Genomic DNA, 19,008 nt, shown 5'->3' with positions numbered 1-19,008 from the left:
GCATAGCCGCGACCATAAGGACGGTAGTTTTGCGGCACGTCGCAATAGAGGTCCGCGGACTGAGCCTGGCCATGTCCGGGTTCGGCACGTTGGGGCTGCCTGTTATGATCGAGCATGCGCGAGGTGATCCTGCGTTGTCCGTATCGTGACCTGTCCTAAGGAATGACCGCAATGCGGGCCGCGCTGGAGGCGAGGCCCAGAGCATCCTTCAAATTGTTCATCGCGATTTTCGACTTCGAAGCAAAAACGACGATCACATCGCCGCCATAAATGCGTGGGTTGCGATTTTTGCCGGCCCGGATTTCCTCGACATTGTAGTTTGCCACGAGCTTGTTTTGGCCGATATTCCGATAAACGAAGACCTTGCCGGCATCACCGACCGGATTGAAGCCTCCGGCAAGGGCGATCGCATCCAGCAAAGAAGCACTGCTGGACACAGGATAGATTCCGGCCTTGTTCACTTCACCATCGACCGTGATGCGCTGACCAATCGATTCCTTGACGAAAATCGTCACATCCGGCGCTTGCAGGTACTTTTCACCGTAGGCAGTCTCGATTTCCTTCTCGAGCTGACGAACGGTCTTGCCTGCCGCAGTCATCGTTCCGATCAGCGGAAGTGAAATCTGCCCGCCTGCGTCGACCTGAGCAGTTCTGTTCAAATTGTCGACCTGGAACACGCTAACCTCCAGCACGTCATTGGCAGACAAGGGCTGCTCGCTGCCATTCTGGGTGTTCTGCGGCGGCGGAAGATCCTTCACCACCTGCAGTGTGCCGCCGCCCGAAAGAACCGTGGAGGACGCCGCCGGCTGAAGGGCGTTGACAGGATTTGTGGATGACGTCGATGTCGACGCGGTGCTGGTGCAAGCAGATATAGCCAGCGATGCGAGCAACGCTGTTAGGATGCTTGCATGACGCCTTGCAAAATCGAAAATGCCGATCGCTGGGTCCCGCTCTTGAACAGCCGGCCAAATCCGCCGAAACGGCCTACGCTGCGGGCACGAGACCTTTTCGCATTCCGCTTTCCAATGAGCACGAGCGCCCGATCCTGCAATATCGCGTCCGGACGGTTGACCGCCAAAAGCCTCGCCTCGACAAAACACAAATGCGCTACTCGCATGAAGGCGAATGACGCATTCGACAAAATTGCGCAAAACAGCGGGTGTCGAACCTCTGCTATCGGCTGACGGCGTCATCGTCGTCCTGCAGCCCAGTAATAAGAGCGGCGGCGCCACCAACCGCGGCCCCGCCCAAGAGAACTGGCAGCATGACAGGCTCCGAGCTGGCAGGCACAACCGTCGCAACTGGCGTATCGAGCGAAACGCAGATGCCACCTTCGACAGGATCGACCTTGACCGTGGTGTTGCCAGGAATATCGAATGCGCAATTGGCACCCACCGCCAGCAAGGCGGACGCCTCTGCCCCGGTCATGATGCGCGCGCCCGAAAACACTGGCGCTTCGGGCCCCACGCCAGCATAGCCGCCGGCCTGGGACATCTGAACGTTACCCTGGACCTGTGTAAGGCGACCTATCGCACCGGCGGACGCCGGCACGGTCGCAGGACAGGAACAGGTCTCCTGAGCGAAAGCATCGGGCGTTGCAACCAGAATGCCCTCTGCGGCGAATACAACAAAAACGAAAACAGCCCCGAACCTACGACGAATCCTCATTTTTACCCCACCCAAACCTGCAACTCACCCTCTTGGGACGAATTACACCGGCTCCACCCCCGGCAATCTCCGTCAGTGGCTGACGCCGTTGACGTCGTACTGCGTCACCGCGAGCACGGCAGTTGTCAGCAAAATCGCTTCCGGCAGATCAACCCCGCCGCCACCGGACGGCTGAATGGCGACCGTCTGTTTGGAACCAACGAGCTTGAGGCAAAATGTTGTCGTCGAGGCGGAAAACATCGAGACTCGAATTGGCCGGCACATTCAGGCTGCAGCCGCCGAACCGATCGACGCAACAAATACGGCAGGCGCAATTTTGCTCACAGATTCATCTGTCTTTGATCCCCTCTGCATCCACCTTCGGACGCACCAAAGAAAGCAGATCAGCACGTAGCAGTTTTTCGATCACAATTCCAACACATTTTGCGCGCGAGGCAACTTAGAGCGATTCGCGACTGTCGGAGCACAGTATTTTAGCTAGATTGCATGAACAGTTTCGACCAAAAAAGCTCAAGAACCGACTTTACCCAACAGATGACCGTAAATACTCAAATGCAGGAAACCGCCGGTCGGGTTCAGGGACAGATCCATTCATTTCGCCGCAAGAGCATCCAATCCGTAGCCGTTCGGCAAGACTTGTACATTGGATCGGCTTGAACCGGCTGGCCGCAGAGAATACGACCCTGCGTAAATATGATAGCCAGGCTTTCCCGCTTGGCCGTCAAGCACTGCACAACCAGGGTATCGCCAACGTTCGAAGCGATCTTGCCATCACAAGGCGTTCCAGCACCAACGGATTTGCAGGTCAGGACCATCCCCTGATAGTCCCGGCGCGCCGCTCCGAAGGCCGTCCTCCATCCGGCCCAACTGTCCGTCAAACCCGTTCATTCTTTCGCCGCGAGGCCATCCAGCTTTTCTATCTGCTGTATGTACCTCTCGATGACGATCGTTTCCGAAAACTGCCGCTCGACCTTGTTTCTGCCCTGAGCGCCCATCCTGTTCCTGGATGCGCCGTTCATCCGCGCAAACTCGATCATCTTGCTTGCCAGATCATCAGGGTCTCTCACCTTGCACAGGAAGCCGTTGACGGCGTGGTCCACCACCTCCCTGCATCCGGGCACGTCGGTCGCGATCAGCGGCTTGCCCATGGCAGCCGCCTCGAGCAGCGAGCGCGGCGTTCCCTCCCTGTAGGAGGGCAAGACGACACAATCGGCAGCACGCAGGAAAGGCCGCACATCGTCGGTGGAGCCGAGATACTCGACCAATCCCTCACCGGCCCATTGCTCGACGTTCTGCCGGCTGACCGCGGTTCGATTCTCGACATCAAGAAAGCCGAGCAGCTGGAAACGCACACCGGGCAGCTCCTGGCGAACCAGACGGGCCGCCTCGATGAACTCGCCGACGCCCTTGTCCCAGAGAAGCCGGGCCACGAGAAGAAACACAATCGCATCAGACCGGGTGCGCACTTCGGACGACGGGGCAAAACGCACGAGGTCGATGCCGGAGCCAGGCAAAAGCCCGGTTTGCTCCTTGCGAACCAGATGCCCATCGACGAACAGAATCCGGTCATCGTCATTCTGAAAGAAAACCATTTTGGAACGGGCCAGCGCCACCCGATACAGGGCCTTGGCAATTCTGAGCAGGAGGCCACCGCGGACGAATGCCGTCCCCAGCCCGGAAATGTTGTTTATGACTGGAACACCGCTCAAATTGGCCGCGATGGAGCCGAACACATTGGGTTTGATCGTGAAGCCGACGAACGCCAACGGTCTCTCCCGCCGCAATAGACGCCAGTAGCGCCACAGAAGAACCATATCCCGCAACAGCGACGTGCCGGAATTGTCCATGTCAAGTTCGACATGGCGGCAGCCCATCGCCGCTATCAGCGAAGAATACTCGTCTCTCGGCGCGACGATGACGACGTCGTAGCCACGGCTCCGCAACGCCTCGATCAGGCCTTTGCGGAAATTGACGACGTTCCAGGACGTGTTTATCGAGATGATTATCTTGTTGCGAACTGCGGGCATCATCTCCGCCCACCCGGATATGACGAAGGCGCTCCCAACAGCATATCCGCAAATCGCCCGGGCGACCTTTCCGACAAGGTCTTTGCATATAGGGTCGACCGATCGCCGCCGTGAACGACCTTCAACAGTGCATCCGCAATTTCGGACGCGCCAAAGCCGGCTGAAATCTCCAGGCCGGACAGCATGTCCAGATCTCCCGCACAGGGCGTGGTGACGACGCCCGGAACCCGGCAAGCCATCATTTCCAGAAGGACGTTTGGAAATCCCTCGGCCGCCGACGTGAGTATGCTGGCGCACGATGCGCGAAACAGCGGAAATGGATTGTCTCTCTGACCGAGCAGATTTACGCGCGAGGCCAGATCGAGCCTACCGGCATAGGCCCTCAGTTCCGCTTCCATGGGCCCGGAGCCAACCATGGTAAGCTCATAATCTTCGCCGGTCCTTCGTCTGACCTCGGCAAGCACATCAACCGCGATCGTTGGGCGTTTCACTTCAATCAGCCGGCCGCACCAGACTATCTGTGGACGGCGGAGAAATATCTTGGCGTCATGCTCAGACAATGTTTCCTTGGACATTTTGACGATGAGATCTTCATCGACCGGATTTGGCAAAGTACAAAGTTTATCGATTACTCGCCGGGGCAATACGTCACGCAGGCTCTCATTCATGTAGCTCGTTTGCGCGACAACCATGTCCTGGCTGCCATAGGCAGCGTAGAGCGTCTTGTAGGCCAGTGCGCGAGGGCCTTTGAAGCGGTCCAGCAGGATCGTGGACTCGCGAGCGACCAGCCTGCGGCTTCGAAGAGTTCCAACACTTCGGGCGGCAGCCAGAAACGAATTCACCCGCGCATGGCTCGACAACACCAGGTCGTACCGATGCCGGATCAGCCGCGGAACAAGCAAAAGTTCGCTCATCGCCTTGCCGGAGCCAAAGCCGTAACTGCGCCGAATTCCATCCCGATATGATCCAACGGCGTCCCCCGTTGCCTGGCCACCCAGGAAGCCTATTTCGACGTCCCAATCGGGCCGGCTCGCGAGGACACGCGCAACCAGTTTCAGGATGGTTTCGGCTCCACCTTTGATGTCAAGCGGGATGGCGATCAGCGCGAGCTTCCTTTTCATGAGCTGCGAGGTTTCACTGTTTTCGCCGAAAGACATAAGCGTAGGTTTCGGCAGCATCCTTGCCGAGAAGAAGAGCCGAAACGCCTAGCCAGATGCGCCAGGCGAGAAAGGCCGGCACGAAAAAATAGAAATAGGAACTCTTCCAGAACAGACGACGCTCGACGAGTTCCAGCTCATTCCGTCTTGCGATTGTTTCGACGTCACTTGGCAGGCACTTGTCGTAGAAAGCCGGAAACCCGTCATGACCCTTGCCCTTTTCTGGATAGATCGCAAAAAGCAGCCGTCGTTTCACTCCTTCCGGCAGGACTCGATTGAGCCTGGCGAAAACAGCGTTGCGCGAGGGCGAGAAAATGGCAACCACGCCTCCTGGCCGCACGCAACTGGCAATGCCACGCAAGGCAGCCTCACCGTCGCGCACGTGTTCGAGCGTCGCTTGACAGATCACAATGTCAGCATTGCCCCTCCCCTCAAACGAGGTAAGGTCCGCTTCAATCTCCTCGTCGTATAGCCCACGCGGCGCTTTCGACAATTCCTGCGCGTCCAGGTCGACCCCAACGACAAAAAGCCTCAGGCGCCGCTTCTCCGAGAGACTGACGAACGGCCTTGCACCCCCGCCAAGGTCGTAAACCAGCGCATCGGAGACAAGCCAGGCAGGCGCTATCTCCGTTGCAAAAATTCGGTCGCCGTCGATCCGAAGACGCAACGGTAGCGCCCGGTCCAGGAACTCGGAAATGGCCACGTTCGCGCGAACGAACTTTCGCAATATCGACACTGCTTCACCATGAATTCCGTTGGCCGATCTGTGCCCGCTACTTCTCTCATTCATTCTTGGCATCAGAGCCAGTTGCCAAAAAAACTCTCTGCGTGGCATCAGGCCCGTCATCGGCGATCACGCTCCTCAACGCGAAAACCGAACAAGCCGCGGCTATGGCATAGCCGGACAGGAATGCCATTTCGCTGCCAAGCGGCAGCCGCCACCACAGACTCAATGCCGCCAAACAGCAGCAAGCCAATGCTCCTGTCGCGTAAGAATAGGTCAGCGTCATTGCGTTGTTCGAGCGGAGCGCAAACGGATCGATGATCACCTTCTTCGTCCTGTTTGTTAGAACAGCGCAAGAAACGATCGCAAAAACCGTCGGGTCAAATGACCTCCCCAGCCATCCGGACGCATAGCCGGAAAAAAACAGACCAATTAACCCCGCGGCAGACGCAGCTGCAAAAATCAGCGCAATGGTCGCCCCCTCAAACAATCCGCGCCGAAACTCCCGGACGTTTCCATTTGCGGCACTGAGAAACGCGCTTGGCACGAACACGAAGCTGGCCGCATTCATGAAGAAGCCGACGGTGCGTTGTGAAAGATCGACACAAAACGAGAAGACGCCGAGATGGGCCTGAGAGCCAAACATCAAAATGATGTATCGAATGCCGACAAACACGCCGCTCTCGGCCAGATTGCTCAACACAAATCCCCAGCCTGTGGCCAGCGACCCGTCAAGATAGGAAAGGCGGGGCCGCCTCAGAGTCATCGGCCCCAGGAAAGCAAATGAAATCAGCGCTCCGGCGACATAGCTGAGCGAAAAGGCCGTAAGCGCGGAGCCTATTTTCGCATCTCCGACAAGCAGGACTATAGCTCCCGCCTGGTATGCGACAGCCTGGCCAATCGCCGACCAACCATATGCCCACAAACGCAGTTGCGACCTTAGGAGTTCTTGAAGTGCGGTGTGCAAGCCGAATGAAACGATGATGGTTGCGGCGACGGCGTTGCCAAATCCGAACCAGACCAGCACCGATCCGACCGAGACGACACATAACGCCACAATAGACAGGGCGACAAGAACAGACGATACGTACTCTCGACCTAACCCTGCGGCATGCATTTTTGCAGAAACTGGCATTATGGAATAAGTTACGATTCCAAAAACAAGCGTCGAAATAAATGAAACCGTCACAATCGTTGTGCTGAAAATCCCATACTGCCGAGTTTCCAGATGGCTTCCGATATATAGTAAGGTCACTATATTTAGTAGACCAGGCACAATTCGTATGAGGATGGACTCCACAAATTCCCACAGGCTGGCTCTTTTCATGGGGTCACCCGTGCGAATGACCTCTTGAGCAAGAATGGGAAACTCAAGACACCAAAGCTCAAGCAGGCAAGGACCGCCTTGCCCAAGAATCGAACCGAGCGATATCGTCCAATCCAGAATGCCCTGACGTAGTTCAAATTCAGCAAAAACATCGGATACGGATTTTGTCGTTGAAGAAGGCGAATTCTTGCGGTCATCCCCTCCGGCAGGTACCGCTTTCGCCCGATATCGACGTTGACACAAACAACGTCGTATTCGATCGCCAATCTGGACCAGAGAAGAGATGTTGGAACACGGCGGAACCGCCCTGCGGGTGGCACGGCAACCCGTTTCAACAAGGCAGTTCTGATGACCTCCTTCTTGTCGCCGACCACACCTTCGTCAGCTCGCATCTTGATCAGGTTTGTACGCCCTGACGGAAACTGGTTTGCTCTCGCATCTGGTTCACTCAGAACCATCGAGAACACAAAACCCGCAAGCTTCTCATCGGCACTTTGCCGGGAGAGACGCTCACAAACCTCAGGCAAGCGATCGGCGAAGAGATCGTCGTCGTCATCGAAAATCATGCAATAATCGGCAGTGGCGGAAGCGATCGCCGAAAACATCGCGGCCCCTCTGCCGCCATTGGGGCCAGTTGTGACCACCAATCTGGCGTCGCGAGACGCGATTTCCGCAAGCGCTTCGCTTGTCCCGTCGGTCGAACCGTCGACATGGACGCATATTTGCAACGGGCACTTCGCGCGCAGCAGCTCCCGAACCAGCGCAGCAACGCGATCCCGCCGATTAAACGTAGGGATGCAAACGCTCAACAGCGCTTGGGACTGCAATGGATTGCAGACTGCCTGTTTGCGAACCGTATCGATTCCATCCCCTCCTGGTTGCGCGGTCATCGAACGGAGCTATCGAGGATCAGCCGGGAACCGCCAGGAACAGGCCTATCCCCGCCCAAAATACGCCAGGTACCACTCCACAAACCGCCCGACGCCCTCGGTCACCGTCGTCGTCGGGCGGTAGCCCACTGCCTGCTCCAGCGCCGATGTGTCGGCAAAGGTGTCGGGCACGTCGCCGGGCTGCAGCGGCAGCAGCTCGACGATGGCTTTCCTGCCGAGCGCGCTTTCCAGCGCCTCGACATAGGCGGTCAGCTTCACCGGGTTGTTGTTGCCAATGTTGAAGATGCGCCAAGGGGCGCTGCTGGTGGCCGAATCCGGACGGCTAGAGTCCCAGGCGGCATTGCCCGTGGCCGGGCTGTCGCTGGCCCGGACGACGCCTTCGGCGATGTCCTCGACATAGGTGAAGTCGCGCGTGTGGTTGCCGTTGTTGAACAGCTTGATCGGCTCGCCGGCAAGGATGTTCTTGGTGAACAGGAAAAGCGCCATGTCCGGGCGCCCCCATGGGCCATACACGGTGAAGAAGCGAAGCCCGGTCGTCGGCAGCCCGAACAAATGGCTGTAGCTGTGCGCCATCAGCTCGTTGGCACGCTTGGTCGCGGCGTAGAACTGCAGCGGGTGGTCGGCCGGCCGGTGCTCGGAAAATGGCATGTCGGTGTTGGCGCCGTAGACACTCGATGTGCTGGCGTAGGTCAGGTGCGCGACACCGCTGTTGCGGCACGCTTCCAGCATGTTGGTATAGGCGATGATGTTGCTTTCGACATAGGCACGCGGGTTTTCCAAGCTGTAGCGAACCCCAGCCTGGGCGGCGAGATGGATTACCCGGTCGAATGCGTGGTCGGCAAAACAATCGTCGACAACGCTTCTGTCGGCGAGATTGCCGCGGATGAAATGATAGCCCGCATTGGTCTTTCGGCTCGCCTCCTCCAGCAGCCGCAGCCTCGCCTCCTTGATCTGCGGATCGTAGTAGCTGTTGACGTTGTCGATGCCGACAACCTCGTCGCCGCGCTCGAGCAGCCGCTTCGACACGTGATAGCCTATGAAGCCGGCAGCGCCGGTGACCAGAACCTTCATCGGAAGCGCCCATCCGTAACATGCCTGGGGAACAGACCCTTGATGTCGTAGATGACGCCCGGGGTCTTGCAAAGTGCCTGCAGGCCGTCGACGCCCAGCGCACGGAACTGCCTGTGGCCGACGGCCACGATGACGCCGTCATAGCGCCCGTCGGGAATGTCCTTCATGCTCGTTATGCCGAAGGCGCGCACGCATTTGATACGGCGGCCGGCAAGAATCACCTCCGGATGATAGCCCAGTTCCAGGGCCTTGTGGGTGAGATAGTAGGGATCGACCCCAATGCAGTGACCGCCGACGAGACCCGGCGTGAAGCGCAGGACGTTCCATTTGGTGCCGGCGGTCTCCAGCACTTCGGATGTGTCGATGCCCAGCTTGCCGAAGATGAGCGACAGCTCGTTCATCAGCGCGATGTTGAGGTCCCTCTGGGTGTTCTCGATGACCTTGGCTGCCCTGATCTCATCGCTGCTGGCTTCCAGCGTATGGTCCTCGCCGCGCTCCAGCGCGTCCACCCTCGATTGGTTGATGTCGAAGCCGACGACATCCCTGGTGGCACCGAAGGCGACCGCCAGCGGCAGGCCGAGGTAGCCAAGTCCGATGATGACTATTTTCCTGGAGGCGAGATCCATCTGCTTCCTGAGATTGTTGCCCGGATTCATGCTTCGCTTTGGCTATCGGGCGCCAAAGCCGGTAAGCATCGTTTTCATTGTCTTGAGGGTTATCAAAACGTCAAGCCAAGGCGAAAAGTTCTTTATGTAATAGAAATCGTAGTGTAATTTTTCCATAACGTCATCGACGGCAGCCACATGCCCCTGATTTACTTGCGCCCATCCGCTTATACCTGGCCTGACGATATGCCTGTAGCGGTAGAATGGCAGCTCCGCCTCGTACCACTGCGACAGCACGACAGCTTCCGGTCGCGGTCCGATCCAGCTCATTTCGCCACGCAGGATGTTGATGACCTGCGGCAGTTCGTCGACCCTGAACTTTCGCAGGAGACGCCCAATGCGGGTGATGCGATCGTCGTCGCGCTTGGTGATGGCCTTCTCCTTGTCGCCGCCGGCGCCGGCGTGCTGTCGCATCGAGCGAAACTTGTAGACCGTGCAGATCTTGCCCCGGTAGCCCATGCGGTGCTGTCGAAACAGCACGGGACCCTCGGAATCCAGCCTGATCAGCAGGGCTACGAGCGCCAGAACGGGTGAAAGAACGACGATCAGGATAAGCGCGGAGACCCAATCGGCTGCCTGCTTGATCTTGAGATAGGCCTGGTTCGGATTGAGCGAGCCGAGCGTGTTTTCGGACAGATGCTCGATCTCGACCCGACCGGTCAATGACTCCCTGACCTGCTTGACATGATATACCGGCGTTCCCGAAAGGGCCCGATCCGCGATGTATCGTTCCCATTCCGCGCCAAGATCGGCACGCAGATCAACGACCACGCCGCTGGCTGTTTCAACGATCGTGTCGGTAGACTTGATCCAGAACCAGTGCACCCCGGGCAAGGTCTTGAGACGCTCGACATCTCCGCCGGGAACCACGACGAGCCGGTACGGATCGAGACGCCGCGTCAACAGGCTCAGGCCGAAATACCAGAGGGTTGACTGCGTGAAACTGGCGGCGGCCTGAAACCGGCTGTACTCGAAACGAAAGAAGAAGATGGTCAGGAAAACAGCCCCGTAGGACAGGGCAAATGTCGGCAAGATGTAACTCGCCGCGGCCACGCCCGGGAAATTTCCGATACGGCGATAGGAGAGGAAGCCCGCCAGGTGTGCAATCGCCGCGGCGGTCACCGTCACCTGAAGGTTTGCCAAATAGATAAACTCAGGATTGAAGACAATCCTGATAATGGCCGGCGCAAAAATCGCGAATGTCAGCCCGCCAAGCAGCTGAAATCGAATCCTGAACAGGAAATGCCGGCTTCCGACGATCGTTGACGCTGCGACATTCAACGCCTTGCCCCTCCCCCCGAAGTTGCCGTGACGGCGACAGGCCAGCGTGGTTCTGCACCTGACCTGCCCGTTCGTAGAACGAACCGAACGCCTCGCCCCCCGGCGATTTCGACATAGTCGAAGATCAATGGTCTACGACAGTGCGGTTGCACCAGCAAGCATCTATTTCATATCAACAGTTAGTAGAAGTTTTGATCAACAGAACTGTTTGATGCTTCAGAAAAGCCGCTGTGCGCACAGTGCCGATGCGGGGATGGTGGAGCCAATGAGGCTGAGCAGTTTCAGCACTGCTTCGGCGATCGCATCCCTTAGCGATAGCGAGTCGCGCGGGAGCTTGGAAAGATCGATTTCGAGAGGGGATATTGTGTTCCCGAAGCCGCTGGATCTTGGCGTCGTCGTGACACCTATGGCCCGCGAAGCCTGCAGAGTGCCGATGATCGGCCAGAAGATCGGCCAAATATCTTGGCAAATTCGAAATATATATTTATAATTATGCATTTAGCGGAAGCCAAGATCGGCCAACCATGGAAGAAAGCGTACAGCGCATCGAACCGGCACGCCTGACGGATGTTTCCGAAACTATATCGGATGCGCTGGCGGAGCTATCGGCCACCTCGGCCATTTTGGGCCAAAGCCTGCACCCACGTACCGCCGCCAACCTCGCCGATCTGGTACGCATCATGAACACGTACTACAGCAACCTGATCGAGGGCCATGATACGCGCCCGCGCGACATCGAGCGGGCGCTGGCAGGAAATTTCGATCGAGACGAGAACCGCCGCAACTTGCAGCTAGAGGCGGCCGCCCATGTTCGCCTGCAAGCCGAGATCGATCGTATGGCCGCCGAGAAGCGGTTGCCTGAGCCTGCATCCACAGAGTTTCTGCGATGGCTGCATACGGAATTCTACCGCGATGCGGAAGCGCCCATGCTGACTGTCAAGGGTGCCGGCCGTGAATTCGTCATGGCGCCAGGCGAGTGGCGATCGAAGCCAGAACATGACGTCGCCGTCGGCCGGCATGAGCCGCCTTCGAGCAAGCGCGTCGATGATTTCATGCAGCATTTTGCCATGCGCTATCGCTTCGATAGGCTGGGCAAAGCCGGACGGATCCTGGCCATTCCCGCCGCGCATCATCGTTTCAACTTCATTCACCCGTTCCCCGACGGCAACGGCCGCGTCAGCCGTTTGATGAGCCACGCCATGGCGCATGAAGCGGGGATCGCCGCGCATGGGCTGTGGTCGATCTCACGCGGTCTGGCGCGCGGCTTAAAAAGCCGCACGGACTACAAGCGGATGATGGATCATGCCGATATGCCCCGCCAGGGAGATCTCGACGGACGAGGCAACCTCTCCGAGCGTGCACTCGGCGACTTTACGCTATGGTTCATGCAGGTGTGCATCGATCAGGTGAACTTTATGACCGGTTTGTTCGATCTCGACACGCTCGCGACGCGGCTACGTCGCTATGTCGAGCGCAGCGGCCTGAAACCCGAAGCCGGCCGCCTCCTGGAGGAAGCGCTAATGCGCGGTGAATTTGAACGCGGCGAAGCATCCCGTATTAGCGGACTGCCCGAGCGCACGGCGCGTCGCGTGTTCAATGACGTGATCGCGCTCGGTCTGTTGGCGTCGGAAACACCCAAAGGCCCAGTGTCGCTACGCTTCCGGGCCGACGCATTGGATGCGCTGTTTCCGAAGCTGTTTCCGGAAACCTAGATGGGATCACTTGGCTGACACCACGCCCGCCAGTCACTCCGATCCAGCCAGGATTGATTGCTCAAGCCGCTGGCTGCTGCTCGCGTTTCAGCCGCGCTTCAGCAACGTCCACACTGCCGGCACAAGGCTTGCCGCGAGCGCCACCTTGATCAGGTCGCCGACGATGAACGGCACGACGCCGAACTGCCATGACTTTTCCGGGCCGATCAGCAGCGCCAGCCAGGCAAAGCCCATTGCCATCATGACGACTTCGGCAACCAGCATGGCGTTGAAAAGCTTGATCGGATGGCGGTCCCAGCCGCGATCGGCGGCCCAGCCGACAATTGCCGCCATGACCACGAAGCCGGCGAGATAGCCGCCGGTCGAGCCGAGCATGTAGGCAAGGCCGATGCCCTTCTCCGGAGTGCTCTGGAAGACGGGGAAGCCCATGGCGCCCTCCGCCATGTAGAGCAGCAGGGTGGCGACGCCGAGACGCATGCCAAAGGCGGCGGCGATCAGCAGCACGGCCAGCGTCTGCATCGAAATGTCGACCGGCCCGAGCATCACCTTGGTCTTGGCCGACAGGGTCAGCAGCAGCGTTCCGGCGATGGCCAGGAAAAGCTGCGTTGCCAGCCGCGCCGCGGCATTTTGCGGCAGAGCCAGAGAAACAAGCGGACGCATCGTAGTTGCAATTGCCATGGTATTTCCCCAATCCGGTTGCCGCTATCCGATGTTCGCGGCCTCACGTTCTCCTATATTGGCTTGCGTGTTATGCGGCAATCGGTTTTGCCGTTTCCCGAAACAAGGCACCGATGCATCCGCCATGGCACTCAGATTCGATACCGGCTTCGACCCCCATTATGGCCAAGGGATAAGTGTCGCGCCTGATATCCAGCGTGTCACGGCCCGCAATCCAAGCCCCTTCACCTTTCACGGCACCAACAGCTACATCGTTGGCCGCGATACGCTGGCGGTGATCGATCCGGGCCCGGATGACGAGGCGCATCTACGGACCCTGCTCGACGTGATCGCAGGCCGGCCGGTCAGCCATATCTTCGTCAGCCACACGCACCGCGACCACTCCCCGCTGGCGGCCCGGCTGAAAGAGCGCACCGGTGCGCCAGTGCTGGCAGAGGGGCCACACAGGCCGGCAAGACCCCTGCATATCGGCGAGACCAATGCGCTCGACGCCAGTGCCGACATGGCCTTCGTCCCCGATATAGCCCTTTCCGACGACGAGGTGGTCGACGGCGACGGCTGGTCGATCAGGACGGCTCTGACCCCCGGCCACACCGCCAATCACGCGGTGTTCGCTCTGGAGGGAACCGGCATCCTGTTTTCTGCCGATCATGTCATGGCCTGGGCAACCTCCATCGTCGCCCCGCCGGATGGGGCGATGGCCGACTATATGGCCTCGATGGACCGGCTGATCGAACGCGGGGACCGTTTGCTGTTGCCGGGACATGGCGGGCCGGTGACGGCGCCGCGCGCCTTCATGCGCGGATTGAAGACGCACCGCAAAATGCGCGAGCGCGCCATACTGGAGCGTGTCAGAGCCGGCGACCGGACGATCGTGGACATGGTCAAGGCGATCTACAGGGATACCGACCCGCGGCTGCATGGCGCCGCCGGCTTGTCGGTGCTTGCCCATCTCGAGGATCTGGTGGCGCGCGGTCTTGTCGGCACCGACGGCGACCCGGCCATAGCCGGTATTTTTGTGCCGGCCGCTTAAAACCTGGGCACGAGTTCATCCGTGCTCTCATACGTTAGAAACGGCTGGAGCGCTCTGCCGGTTGGGGCGACTTCAAGCCCTGGCAAGAGCATTCAGGGTTAGCCGGAAGTCGTGCCGCGGTCTCCAGAGCAACCCGCGAGGCTGTCATGGAGAGGCTCGGCAACACGTCTTTTTGCAGCAATTCCTGGCGGTTGCGGTCCATATAGTCGTTGAAACCCGCGGTCACGAACGCAAAGGGCACGAAACACGCGCCGATCTCGCGCGACAGGGTCGCCTCAGGGGCGATCGAATGGTTGAGCACATCCGCTCCCATGTTTCGATACGCCAGAGCTTCAGCGGGGGTGGTCAATCGCGGCCCATAGCAATGAGCGGCCACCAACTGCTGTTCGATGCCATGGACCCGGCATTCGGTAGGCCAATGGCGCCGGGCGGTCTCGGCCAGCAATGCCGCACATCTTGGACATACGATCTGCTTGCCCGAGCAGTCGAAGCTCTGGCGGCCAGGCAGCAGTGAAAACGGGGTCTGCGACAGTTCGATGATATCGGCGCTCACCACCATGTCTCCGGGCTGGATCGCCTTGTTGACGGCGCCAACGGTCGAACAAGCGAGCACTTGCCGTACACCCGCGCTCATCAACACCCAGAACGCGCGGCGATGGCAGGAATGGTCGATATGGTCTCGGGGATTGCCGTGCGAATACATGCACAATGCACGTTTGGTTTTACCTTCGGCTGTAATCGACGCATCGAACTCGAGAAGCTTCCAGTTGTCGGAGCGACCGAAAGGCGTTTCAAAACTCATGTCGCGCCGCAAGGTGCGCACACCATCGAATTCGACATCTTCCGGGAAGGCAAGCCCCCAGTTGGCCGACCCGGTGATGATGGCCAACCCTACCTGAGGGATGTCCGTCGAATGATCCGTCAGATCGTCGGCTGCATGGTAATTGGTGGGCATGTTTCCAGTCTCGGTCAGGATTTTTGGCGAAGGGTCACAATCAGGACCACCGCCACGACGATGACGGTCCACAATGTCGAGATCGCCGCAATGGTCGGATCGATCTGATCGCGCAGCGACAGGAACATAAGCTTCGGCATCGTGCTGTTGCGACCACTTGCGATGAAGATCGAAATCACAGACTCGTCGAGCGAAGTCAGGAACGCCATCAATGTCGCTGACAGCAAGCTGATCCGAAGTTGCGGAACGATGATTCCGCCAATGGACCTGGCCCAGTTTGCACCGAGGCTGCGCGCCGCCTGAACCTGGTTCCAGTCAAAGCGGGCGAGAGCGGGTAGCAACACAATGCAGGCGACTGGAACGGCCAGCACCACATGTCCGACCAGCACACCGAATAGCGTTCCGATCAGATGTTGTGCGGCCAACACAAAGAAGAGACCGATCGCAAGCAGGATACCTGGGGTGATCGAGGGGGTCAGCAGGACGCTCTGGATGGCCGCAGCGGTCTTTCCGCCCAGCCGATTCATTGAAATGCAGGCGAGCAGCGCGAAAGGCACCGCGATCAACGCCGTCAACGTCCCAAGGATCAAACTCGTTCTCAGCGCGGCCATCCACGTTGCCGAGCCGAAGAAGTTCTCGTACCAGCGCAACGAGTAAGCGTGCGGCGGAAACTCGAGGAGATTCGACGCCGAGAAGGAAAGCGGCACCACCACGAGCGTCGGTAGCATCAGAAATGCCATGACAAGAGCGGCAAAGCTCCAGAGCAAAATGCGGGCGAGCCTGTTTTGCGGATAGGCTTCAAGCATGGGAGGCTTCCACGGTGTTCCGGGCCACCAGACGGCGCGCCGCCAGCAACATCACGCCGATCAGCGCCATAAGAACGAGGAGCAGAATGCCCAGGACGCTTGCCGACCCCCAATCCTGAAAGGTCGATAGTGTACGCTCGATCCGGGTAGAGAGCGGATTTACCTTGCCGCCGCCAAGCACCGCCGGCGTGATGAAAAAACCTATGGCGTAGATGAGGACGATGATCGAACCCGAGAAGATGCCGCCCGCCGAAAGCGGCATAATGACTGTGCGGATGACTTGCCTGAGAGTGGCCCCCATGCTCGCAGCCGCGCGAATGAGATTTGGGTCGATATCGCGCATCGCAGCATAAACAGGCAGCAGAAAAAGTGGCAGCATATAGTGCACCATGCCGATGAGCGTTCCCGTGAAGTTGTAGACCAGCGGCAATGGCTCCGCAGTCAGGCCTGAACCGGTCAAAGCCGCGTTGATCAGGCCGTCGCGCCGCAAGAGCACGAGCCAACCATAGGTACGCACCAGAATAGAGGTCCACAGCGGCAGCATGACGAACGCCATGAGCACGTTGGCTAGCCTTGGTCTGACGCTGGCCAGAGCCAGCGCCAGAGGAGTGCCGAGAACAATGCAGGCCGCCAGTGTACCCAAGGATAGTTCGAGGGTCGTGACGAGCGCCGACCACGTCAGTCCGCTCGAAAGGACCTTCTCGTAGTTGCCGACGGTGTACTCACCCCCGGTGGTCAGGAAGGATTGCCGGATGATCCAAAGGATGGGCAGTATCGCCGCCAGTCCAACGATGAACAGCGCCGGGAGCGAAAGTGAAAGAAAAAACCGCCGCTCGCGCCGCGCGTCCGCCGCGAGCGCCGGGTCCCGGACGACGGTCACGCCATCGCTCCCGGTATCGCGTGAACCTTCGCTGCCGGTGCATACGCGGTCATCCGCTGACCGGCGGCAAGCTCGGCGCAGCCGCCGGCCAGCGCTGCCGGAATGCAGACAAGAACCTCTTGCCCGCCGTCCGACACAAGCGTCAGAAGCCAGTTCTCGCCGCGAAACGCCTTGGCGCGCAGTGTTCCTTCGAGCGCTATCCCGTCTCCCCCGACGAGCTTCGCATCAAGATGGAAGCTTTCGGCGCGGATCATCAGGGTTTCGCGTGATGCTTCGGCGCCGTCCATTCTGCGCGCCGAGCCCGGGGCCACAATGTTGGCCTCGCCCATGAACTCCGCGACGAAGCGGGTCGATGGACGATCATAAATCCGCTGCGGCGTATCTATCTGCTGGATGCGGCCGGAATTCATCACCGCAATCCGGTCAGACATAATCAGCGCTTCGCGCTGGTCGTGGGTTACATAGATCGTGGTGATCCGTAGATGATCATGCAGACGCCGGATCTCGTACTGCATGGTCTCGCGCAGGTTCTTGTCGAGCGCCGACAGCGGCTCGTCCATCAGCATCACGCGCGGTTCGAAGACGATCGCCCGCGCCAACGCTACGCGCTGGCGCTGGCCGCCGGACAATGCGGCAATGTTGCGCTCCGCCAAACCTTCGAGCTTCACGCGGGCCAAAGTGCCGAGCGCCCGCTGGCGGGCCTCGGCTTTCGGCACCTTGCGCAGCACCAACGGATACGCGACATTTGCCAGGACGTTCATGTGGGGGAACAAGGCGTAGTTCTGGAATACTATGCCGATGTCCCGCTTGTTGGGGGCCAGGCGAGTGATGTCCCGATCGTCCAACAAGAGTTTACCGGAATCGGGCCGGACAAAACCGGCCAAAGCCATGAGCAGCGTGGTCTTGCCCGATCCCGACGGCCCCAGCAGCGTGAGGAATTCGCCAGCCCGAATGTCGAGCGAGACATCGTCCAGCGCGACGTAAGACCCATAGGCCTTGCGCACGCTGTCGATGGTGATCGGGAGCGACTTCATCATGTGCTCAAGCCTTAGAGCTGAGACTCAGCGGGCCATCATCTCATCAAAGGCTTTTTGGGCAGCCTCGCCATTCTTGACCCACCATTCTGAATTCGAAAACACCGAAGTGCCGGCATTTTCAGGCGCGGTCGCCAGGGTCTTGAGACGGTCTTCGGGGATAAGGCCACCCTCATAGCCAGCAGGATTGACCGGGCCATAGGCTATGAAGTCGGTCAGCTTCGCCACGCGCGCGGGCTGTGTCATCGCCGCGATGAGCTTCATAGCTGCTTCCTTGTTCGGCGCCCCCTTCGGCACCGCAAGACAGTCGGTGCCAATGACCGAACCCTTGAACGTGTAGTCGGCCGCGCCGCCATCCGCTTTCACGGTTTGGGCCCGCCCGTTCCAGGTAACGACCAAATCCGCCTCACCATCTTTCAGCAACTGCGCCGACTGCGCTCCCGAGGTCCACCACACGGCGACATTTGGTTTGATTGCTTCAAGCCGCTTGATGGCGCGATCCAGCCCCTCCGGCGTGCTGAGAACGGGATAGACGTCCGCCGGTGCTACGCCATCGGAGAGCAGTGCGATCTCAATCGAGTCTTGCGCATTGGCACGCAGCGCACGACGGCCGGGAAATTTGGCAACGTCCCAGAACTCCGCCCATGTCTTCGGCGGGTTCTCGCCATAGGTCTTGGTGTTCCACGATAAGACGGTGCCATAGGAGTCGAACGGATAGCAGTAGTCGGACTTTGCGCCGTCCGGCACGGCCTTTGGGTCGATGATCTTGTAGTCGAGCGGCTCCAGCAGCGATTGTGCGGCGGCCTGCGCGCCTTCCGGTGAGCCCAGGTGAATGACGTCGGTTGTGACCGCACCTGAGGTGACCTGCATCTTCAGGGCGGCCAGGCCGTCGCTTAGGGTCTCCTCGCGGACATCATAGCCAAGCTCTTTTGCAGCAGGGGCCCACATGGCCTCCTTCATGGCGGTGCCATAGTCGCCACCCGCGGTCGTGATGGTGACTGATTGGGCATAGACCGGCACGGCGGTCGAGATAGCCAATGTCGTCAAGGAAATGCGTAGCCAGGACATAGGTTCTCCTCCTTGGGATTTGTCAAGATGCG

Annotated in this window: 19 protein-coding genes; 2 read left to right on the top strand and 17 right to left on the bottom strand. The window is 59.2% G+C overall.

Going from position 1 to position 19,008, the window contains the following annotated elements; translation table 11 throughout:
- Window positions 1–155: 155 nt before the first annotated feature.
- The 11 genes from NKI73_RS00985 to NKI73_RS00935 form a co-directional block, all read right to left on the bottom strand.
- Window positions 156–1,193, bottom strand: coding sequence for a polysaccharide biosynthesis/export family protein (locus tag NKI73_RS00985; RefSeq protein WP_352626667.1), 1,038 nt, complete (start codon window positions 1,191–1,193; stop codon window positions 156–158).
- A complete protein-coding gene (locus NKI73_RS00980) occupies window positions 1,174–1,668 on the bottom strand; it encodes a hypothetical protein (RefSeq protein WP_352626666.1) in 495 nt (164 codons plus the stop codon). The genes NKI73_RS00985 and NKI73_RS00980 overlap by 20 nt, the downstream gene beginning before the upstream one ends.
- Before the next feature lie 72 nt (window positions 1,669–1,740).
- Window positions 1,741–1,908: a hypothetical protein gene (locus NKI73_RS00975; RefSeq protein WP_352626665.1), complete on the bottom strand. Its 168-nt coding sequence runs from the start codon at window positions 1,906–1,908 to the stop codon at window positions 1,741–1,743.
- A gap of 644 nt (window positions 1,909–2,552) precedes the next feature.
- Complete coding sequence (locus NKI73_RS00970; RefSeq protein WP_352626663.1) at window positions 2,553–3,698, bottom strand: glycosyltransferase family 4 protein; 1,146 nt, start codon at window positions 3,696–3,698, stop codon at window positions 2,553–2,555.
- Window positions 3,695–4,852 carry a glycosyltransferase gene (locus tag NKI73_RS00965; protein ID WP_352626661.1) on the bottom strand — a complete coding sequence of 386 codons (1,158 nt, stop codon included), beginning with the start codon at window positions 4,850–4,852 and terminating at the stop codon, window positions 3,695–3,697. Before NKI73_RS00965 ends, NKI73_RS00970 begins: the two co-directional genes overlap by 4 nt.
- Window positions 4,830–5,579 (bottom strand): class I SAM-dependent methyltransferase, encoded by a 750-nt coding sequence (locus NKI73_RS00960; RefSeq protein WP_352626659.1) that lies wholly within the window; start codon window positions 5,577–5,579, stop codon window positions 4,830–4,832. The genes NKI73_RS00965 and NKI73_RS00960 overlap by 23 nt, the downstream gene beginning before the upstream one ends.
- Before the next feature lie 55 nt (window positions 5,580–5,634).
- Window positions 5,635–6,903, bottom strand: coding sequence for an MATE family efflux transporter (locus tag NKI73_RS00955; protein WP_352626657.1), 1,269 nt, complete (start codon window positions 6,901–6,903; stop codon window positions 5,635–5,637).
- On the bottom strand, window positions 6,900–7,793 hold the full coding sequence (locus tag NKI73_RS00950; RefSeq protein WP_352626655.1) for a glycosyltransferase family 2 protein: 894 nt from the start codon (window positions 7,791–7,793) through the stop codon (window positions 6,900–6,902). The genes NKI73_RS00955 and NKI73_RS00950 overlap by 4 nt, the downstream gene beginning before the upstream one ends.
- A 45-nt stretch (window positions 7,794–7,838) precedes the next feature.
- On the bottom strand, window positions 7,839–8,864 hold the full coding sequence (locus NKI73_RS00945) for an NAD-dependent epimerase (protein ID WP_352626653.1): 1,026 nt from the start codon (window positions 8,862–8,864) through the stop codon (window positions 7,839–7,841).
- Complete coding sequence (locus NKI73_RS00940) at window positions 8,861–9,490, bottom strand: nucleotide sugar dehydrogenase (RefSeq protein WP_502909537.1); 630 nt, start codon at window positions 9,488–9,490, stop codon at window positions 8,861–8,863. The genes NKI73_RS00945 and NKI73_RS00940 overlap by 4 nt, the downstream gene beginning before the upstream one ends.
- Before the next feature lie 42 nt (window positions 9,491–9,532).
- On the bottom strand, window positions 9,533–10,672 hold the full coding sequence (locus tag NKI73_RS00935; RefSeq protein WP_352626651.1) for a sugar transferase: 1,140 nt from the start codon (window positions 10,670–10,672) through the stop codon (window positions 9,533–9,535).
- Between the two features lie 662 nt (window positions 10,673–11,334).
- On the opposite strand from NKI73_RS00935, the gene NKI73_RS00930 reads away from it, so the two are divergent.
- Complete coding sequence (locus tag NKI73_RS00930) at window positions 11,335–12,522, top strand: Fic family protein (protein WP_352626649.1); 1,188 nt, start codon at window positions 11,335–11,337, stop codon at window positions 12,520–12,522.
- A gap of 87 nt (window positions 12,523–12,609) precedes the next feature.
- Here the strand turns inward: NKI73_RS00930 and NKI73_RS00925 are convergent, their stop codons facing one another.
- A complete protein-coding gene (locus NKI73_RS00925) occupies window positions 12,610–13,200 on the bottom strand; it encodes a biotin transporter BioY (protein ID WP_352626647.1) in 591 nt (196 codons plus the stop codon).
- A gap of 124 nt (window positions 13,201–13,324) precedes the next feature.
- Between NKI73_RS00925 and NKI73_RS00920 the strand changes: the two genes are divergently transcribed.
- Complete coding sequence (locus NKI73_RS00920; RefSeq protein WP_352626646.1) at window positions 13,325–14,233, top strand: MBL fold metallo-hydrolase; 909 nt, start codon at window positions 13,325–13,327, stop codon at window positions 14,231–14,233.
- A 34-nt stretch (window positions 14,234–14,267) separates the two neighbouring features.
- Here the strand turns inward: NKI73_RS00920 and NKI73_RS00915 are convergent, their stop codons facing one another.
- The 5 genes from NKI73_RS00915 to NKI73_RS00895 are packed head-to-tail and all read right to left on the bottom strand — an operon-like array spanning window position 14,268 to window position 18,928.
- Complete coding sequence (locus tag NKI73_RS00915) at window positions 14,268–15,188, bottom strand: phosphorylase family protein (protein WP_352626644.1); 921 nt, start codon at window positions 15,186–15,188, stop codon at window positions 14,268–14,270.
- Window positions 15,189–15,202: 14 nt separating this feature from the next.
- Window positions 15,203–15,994 (bottom strand): ABC transporter permease, encoded by a 792-nt coding sequence (locus tag NKI73_RS00910; protein ID WP_352624600.1) that lies wholly within the window; start codon window positions 15,992–15,994, stop codon window positions 15,203–15,205.
- Window positions 15,987–16,874 (bottom strand): ABC transporter permease, encoded by an 888-nt coding sequence (locus NKI73_RS00905; RefSeq protein WP_352626643.1) that lies wholly within the window; start codon window positions 16,872–16,874, stop codon window positions 15,987–15,989. The genes NKI73_RS00910 and NKI73_RS00905 overlap by 8 nt, the downstream gene beginning before the upstream one ends.
- The gene (locus NKI73_RS00900) at window positions 16,871–17,908 is read right to left on the bottom strand and encodes an ABC transporter ATP-binding protein (RefSeq protein WP_352627299.1); all 1,038 of its coding nucleotides are present in this window, start codon (window positions 17,906–17,908) and stop codon (window positions 16,871–16,873) included. Before NKI73_RS00900 ends, NKI73_RS00905 begins: the two co-directional genes overlap by 4 nt.
- 27 nt (window positions 17,909–17,935) lie before the next feature.
- Window positions 17,936–18,928 (bottom strand): ABC transporter substrate-binding protein, encoded by a 993-nt coding sequence (locus NKI73_RS00895; RefSeq protein WP_352626641.1) that lies wholly within the window; start codon window positions 18,926–18,928, stop codon window positions 17,936–17,938.
- Window positions 18,929–19,008: the final 80 nt, after the last annotated feature.

The sequence above is a fragment of the Mesorhizobium sp. M0496 genome (assembly GCF_040321205.1).
Lineage (GTDB): Bacteria > Pseudomonadota > Alphaproteobacteria > Rhizobiales > Rhizobiaceae > Mesorhizobium.
Note: the sequence above shows the minus strand (reverse complement) of the source record. Positions and strands in the feature narration are given on the sequence as shown.

Excerpts from the sequence above, each read along its gene's own strand:
- NKI73_RS00910 (WP_352624600.1), bottom strand. The coding sequence starts at position 15,994 with ATGCTTGAAGCCTATCCGCAAAACAGGCTCGCCCGCATTTTGCTCTGG.
- NKI73_RS00950 (WP_352626655.1), bottom strand. The coding sequence starts at position 7,793 with ATGACCGCGCAACCAGGAGGGGATGGAATCGATACGGTTCGCAAACAG.
- NKI73_RS00920 (WP_352626646.1), top strand. The coding sequence starts at position 13,325 with ATGGCACTCAGATTCGATACCGGCTTCGACCCCCATTATGGCCAAGGG.
- NKI73_RS00985 (WP_352626667.1), bottom strand. The coding sequence starts at position 1,193 with ATGACGCCGTCAGCCGATAGCAGAGGTTCGACACCCGCTGTTTTGCGC.
- NKI73_RS00965 (WP_352626661.1), bottom strand. The coding sequence starts at position 4,852 with ATGTCTTTCGGCGAAAACAGTGAAACCTCGCAGCTCATGAAAAGGAAG.
- NKI73_RS00940 (WP_502909537.1), bottom strand. The coding sequence starts at position 9,490 with ATGGATCTCGCCTCCAGGAAAATAGTCATCATCGGACTTGGCTACCTC.
- NKI73_RS00930 (WP_352626649.1), top strand. The coding sequence starts at position 11,335 with ATGGAAGAAAGCGTACAGCGCATCGAACCGGCACGCCTGACGGATGTT.
- NKI73_RS00970 (WP_352626663.1), bottom strand. The coding sequence starts at position 3,698 with ATGATGCCCGCAGTTCGCAACAAGATAATCATCTCGATAAACACGTCC.
- NKI73_RS00915 (WP_352626644.1), bottom strand. The coding sequence starts at position 15,188 with ATGCCCACCAATTACCATGCAGCCGACGATCTGACGGATCATTCGACG.
- NKI73_RS00900 (WP_352627299.1), bottom strand. The coding sequence starts at position 17,908 with ATGAAGTCGCTCCCGATCACCATCGACAGCGTGCGCAAGGCCTATGGG.
- NKI73_RS00980 (WP_352626666.1), bottom strand. The coding sequence starts at position 1,668 with ATGAGGATTCGTCGTAGGTTCGGGGCTGTTTTCGTTTTTGTTGTATTC.
- NKI73_RS00945 (WP_352626653.1), bottom strand. The coding sequence starts at position 8,864 with ATGAAGGTTCTGGTCACCGGCGCTGCCGGCTTCATAGGCTATCACGTG.
- NKI73_RS00925 (WP_352626647.1), bottom strand. The coding sequence starts at position 13,200 with ATGGCAATTGCAACTACGATGCGTCCGCTTGTTTCTCTGGCTCTGCCG.
- NKI73_RS00955 (WP_352626657.1), bottom strand. The coding sequence starts at position 6,903 with ATGAAAAGAGCCAGCCTGTGGGAATTTGTGGAGTCCATCCTCATACGA.
- NKI73_RS00975 (WP_352626665.1), bottom strand. The coding sequence starts at position 1,908 with ATGTTTTCCGCCTCGACGACAACATTTTGCCTCAAGCTCGTTGGTTCC.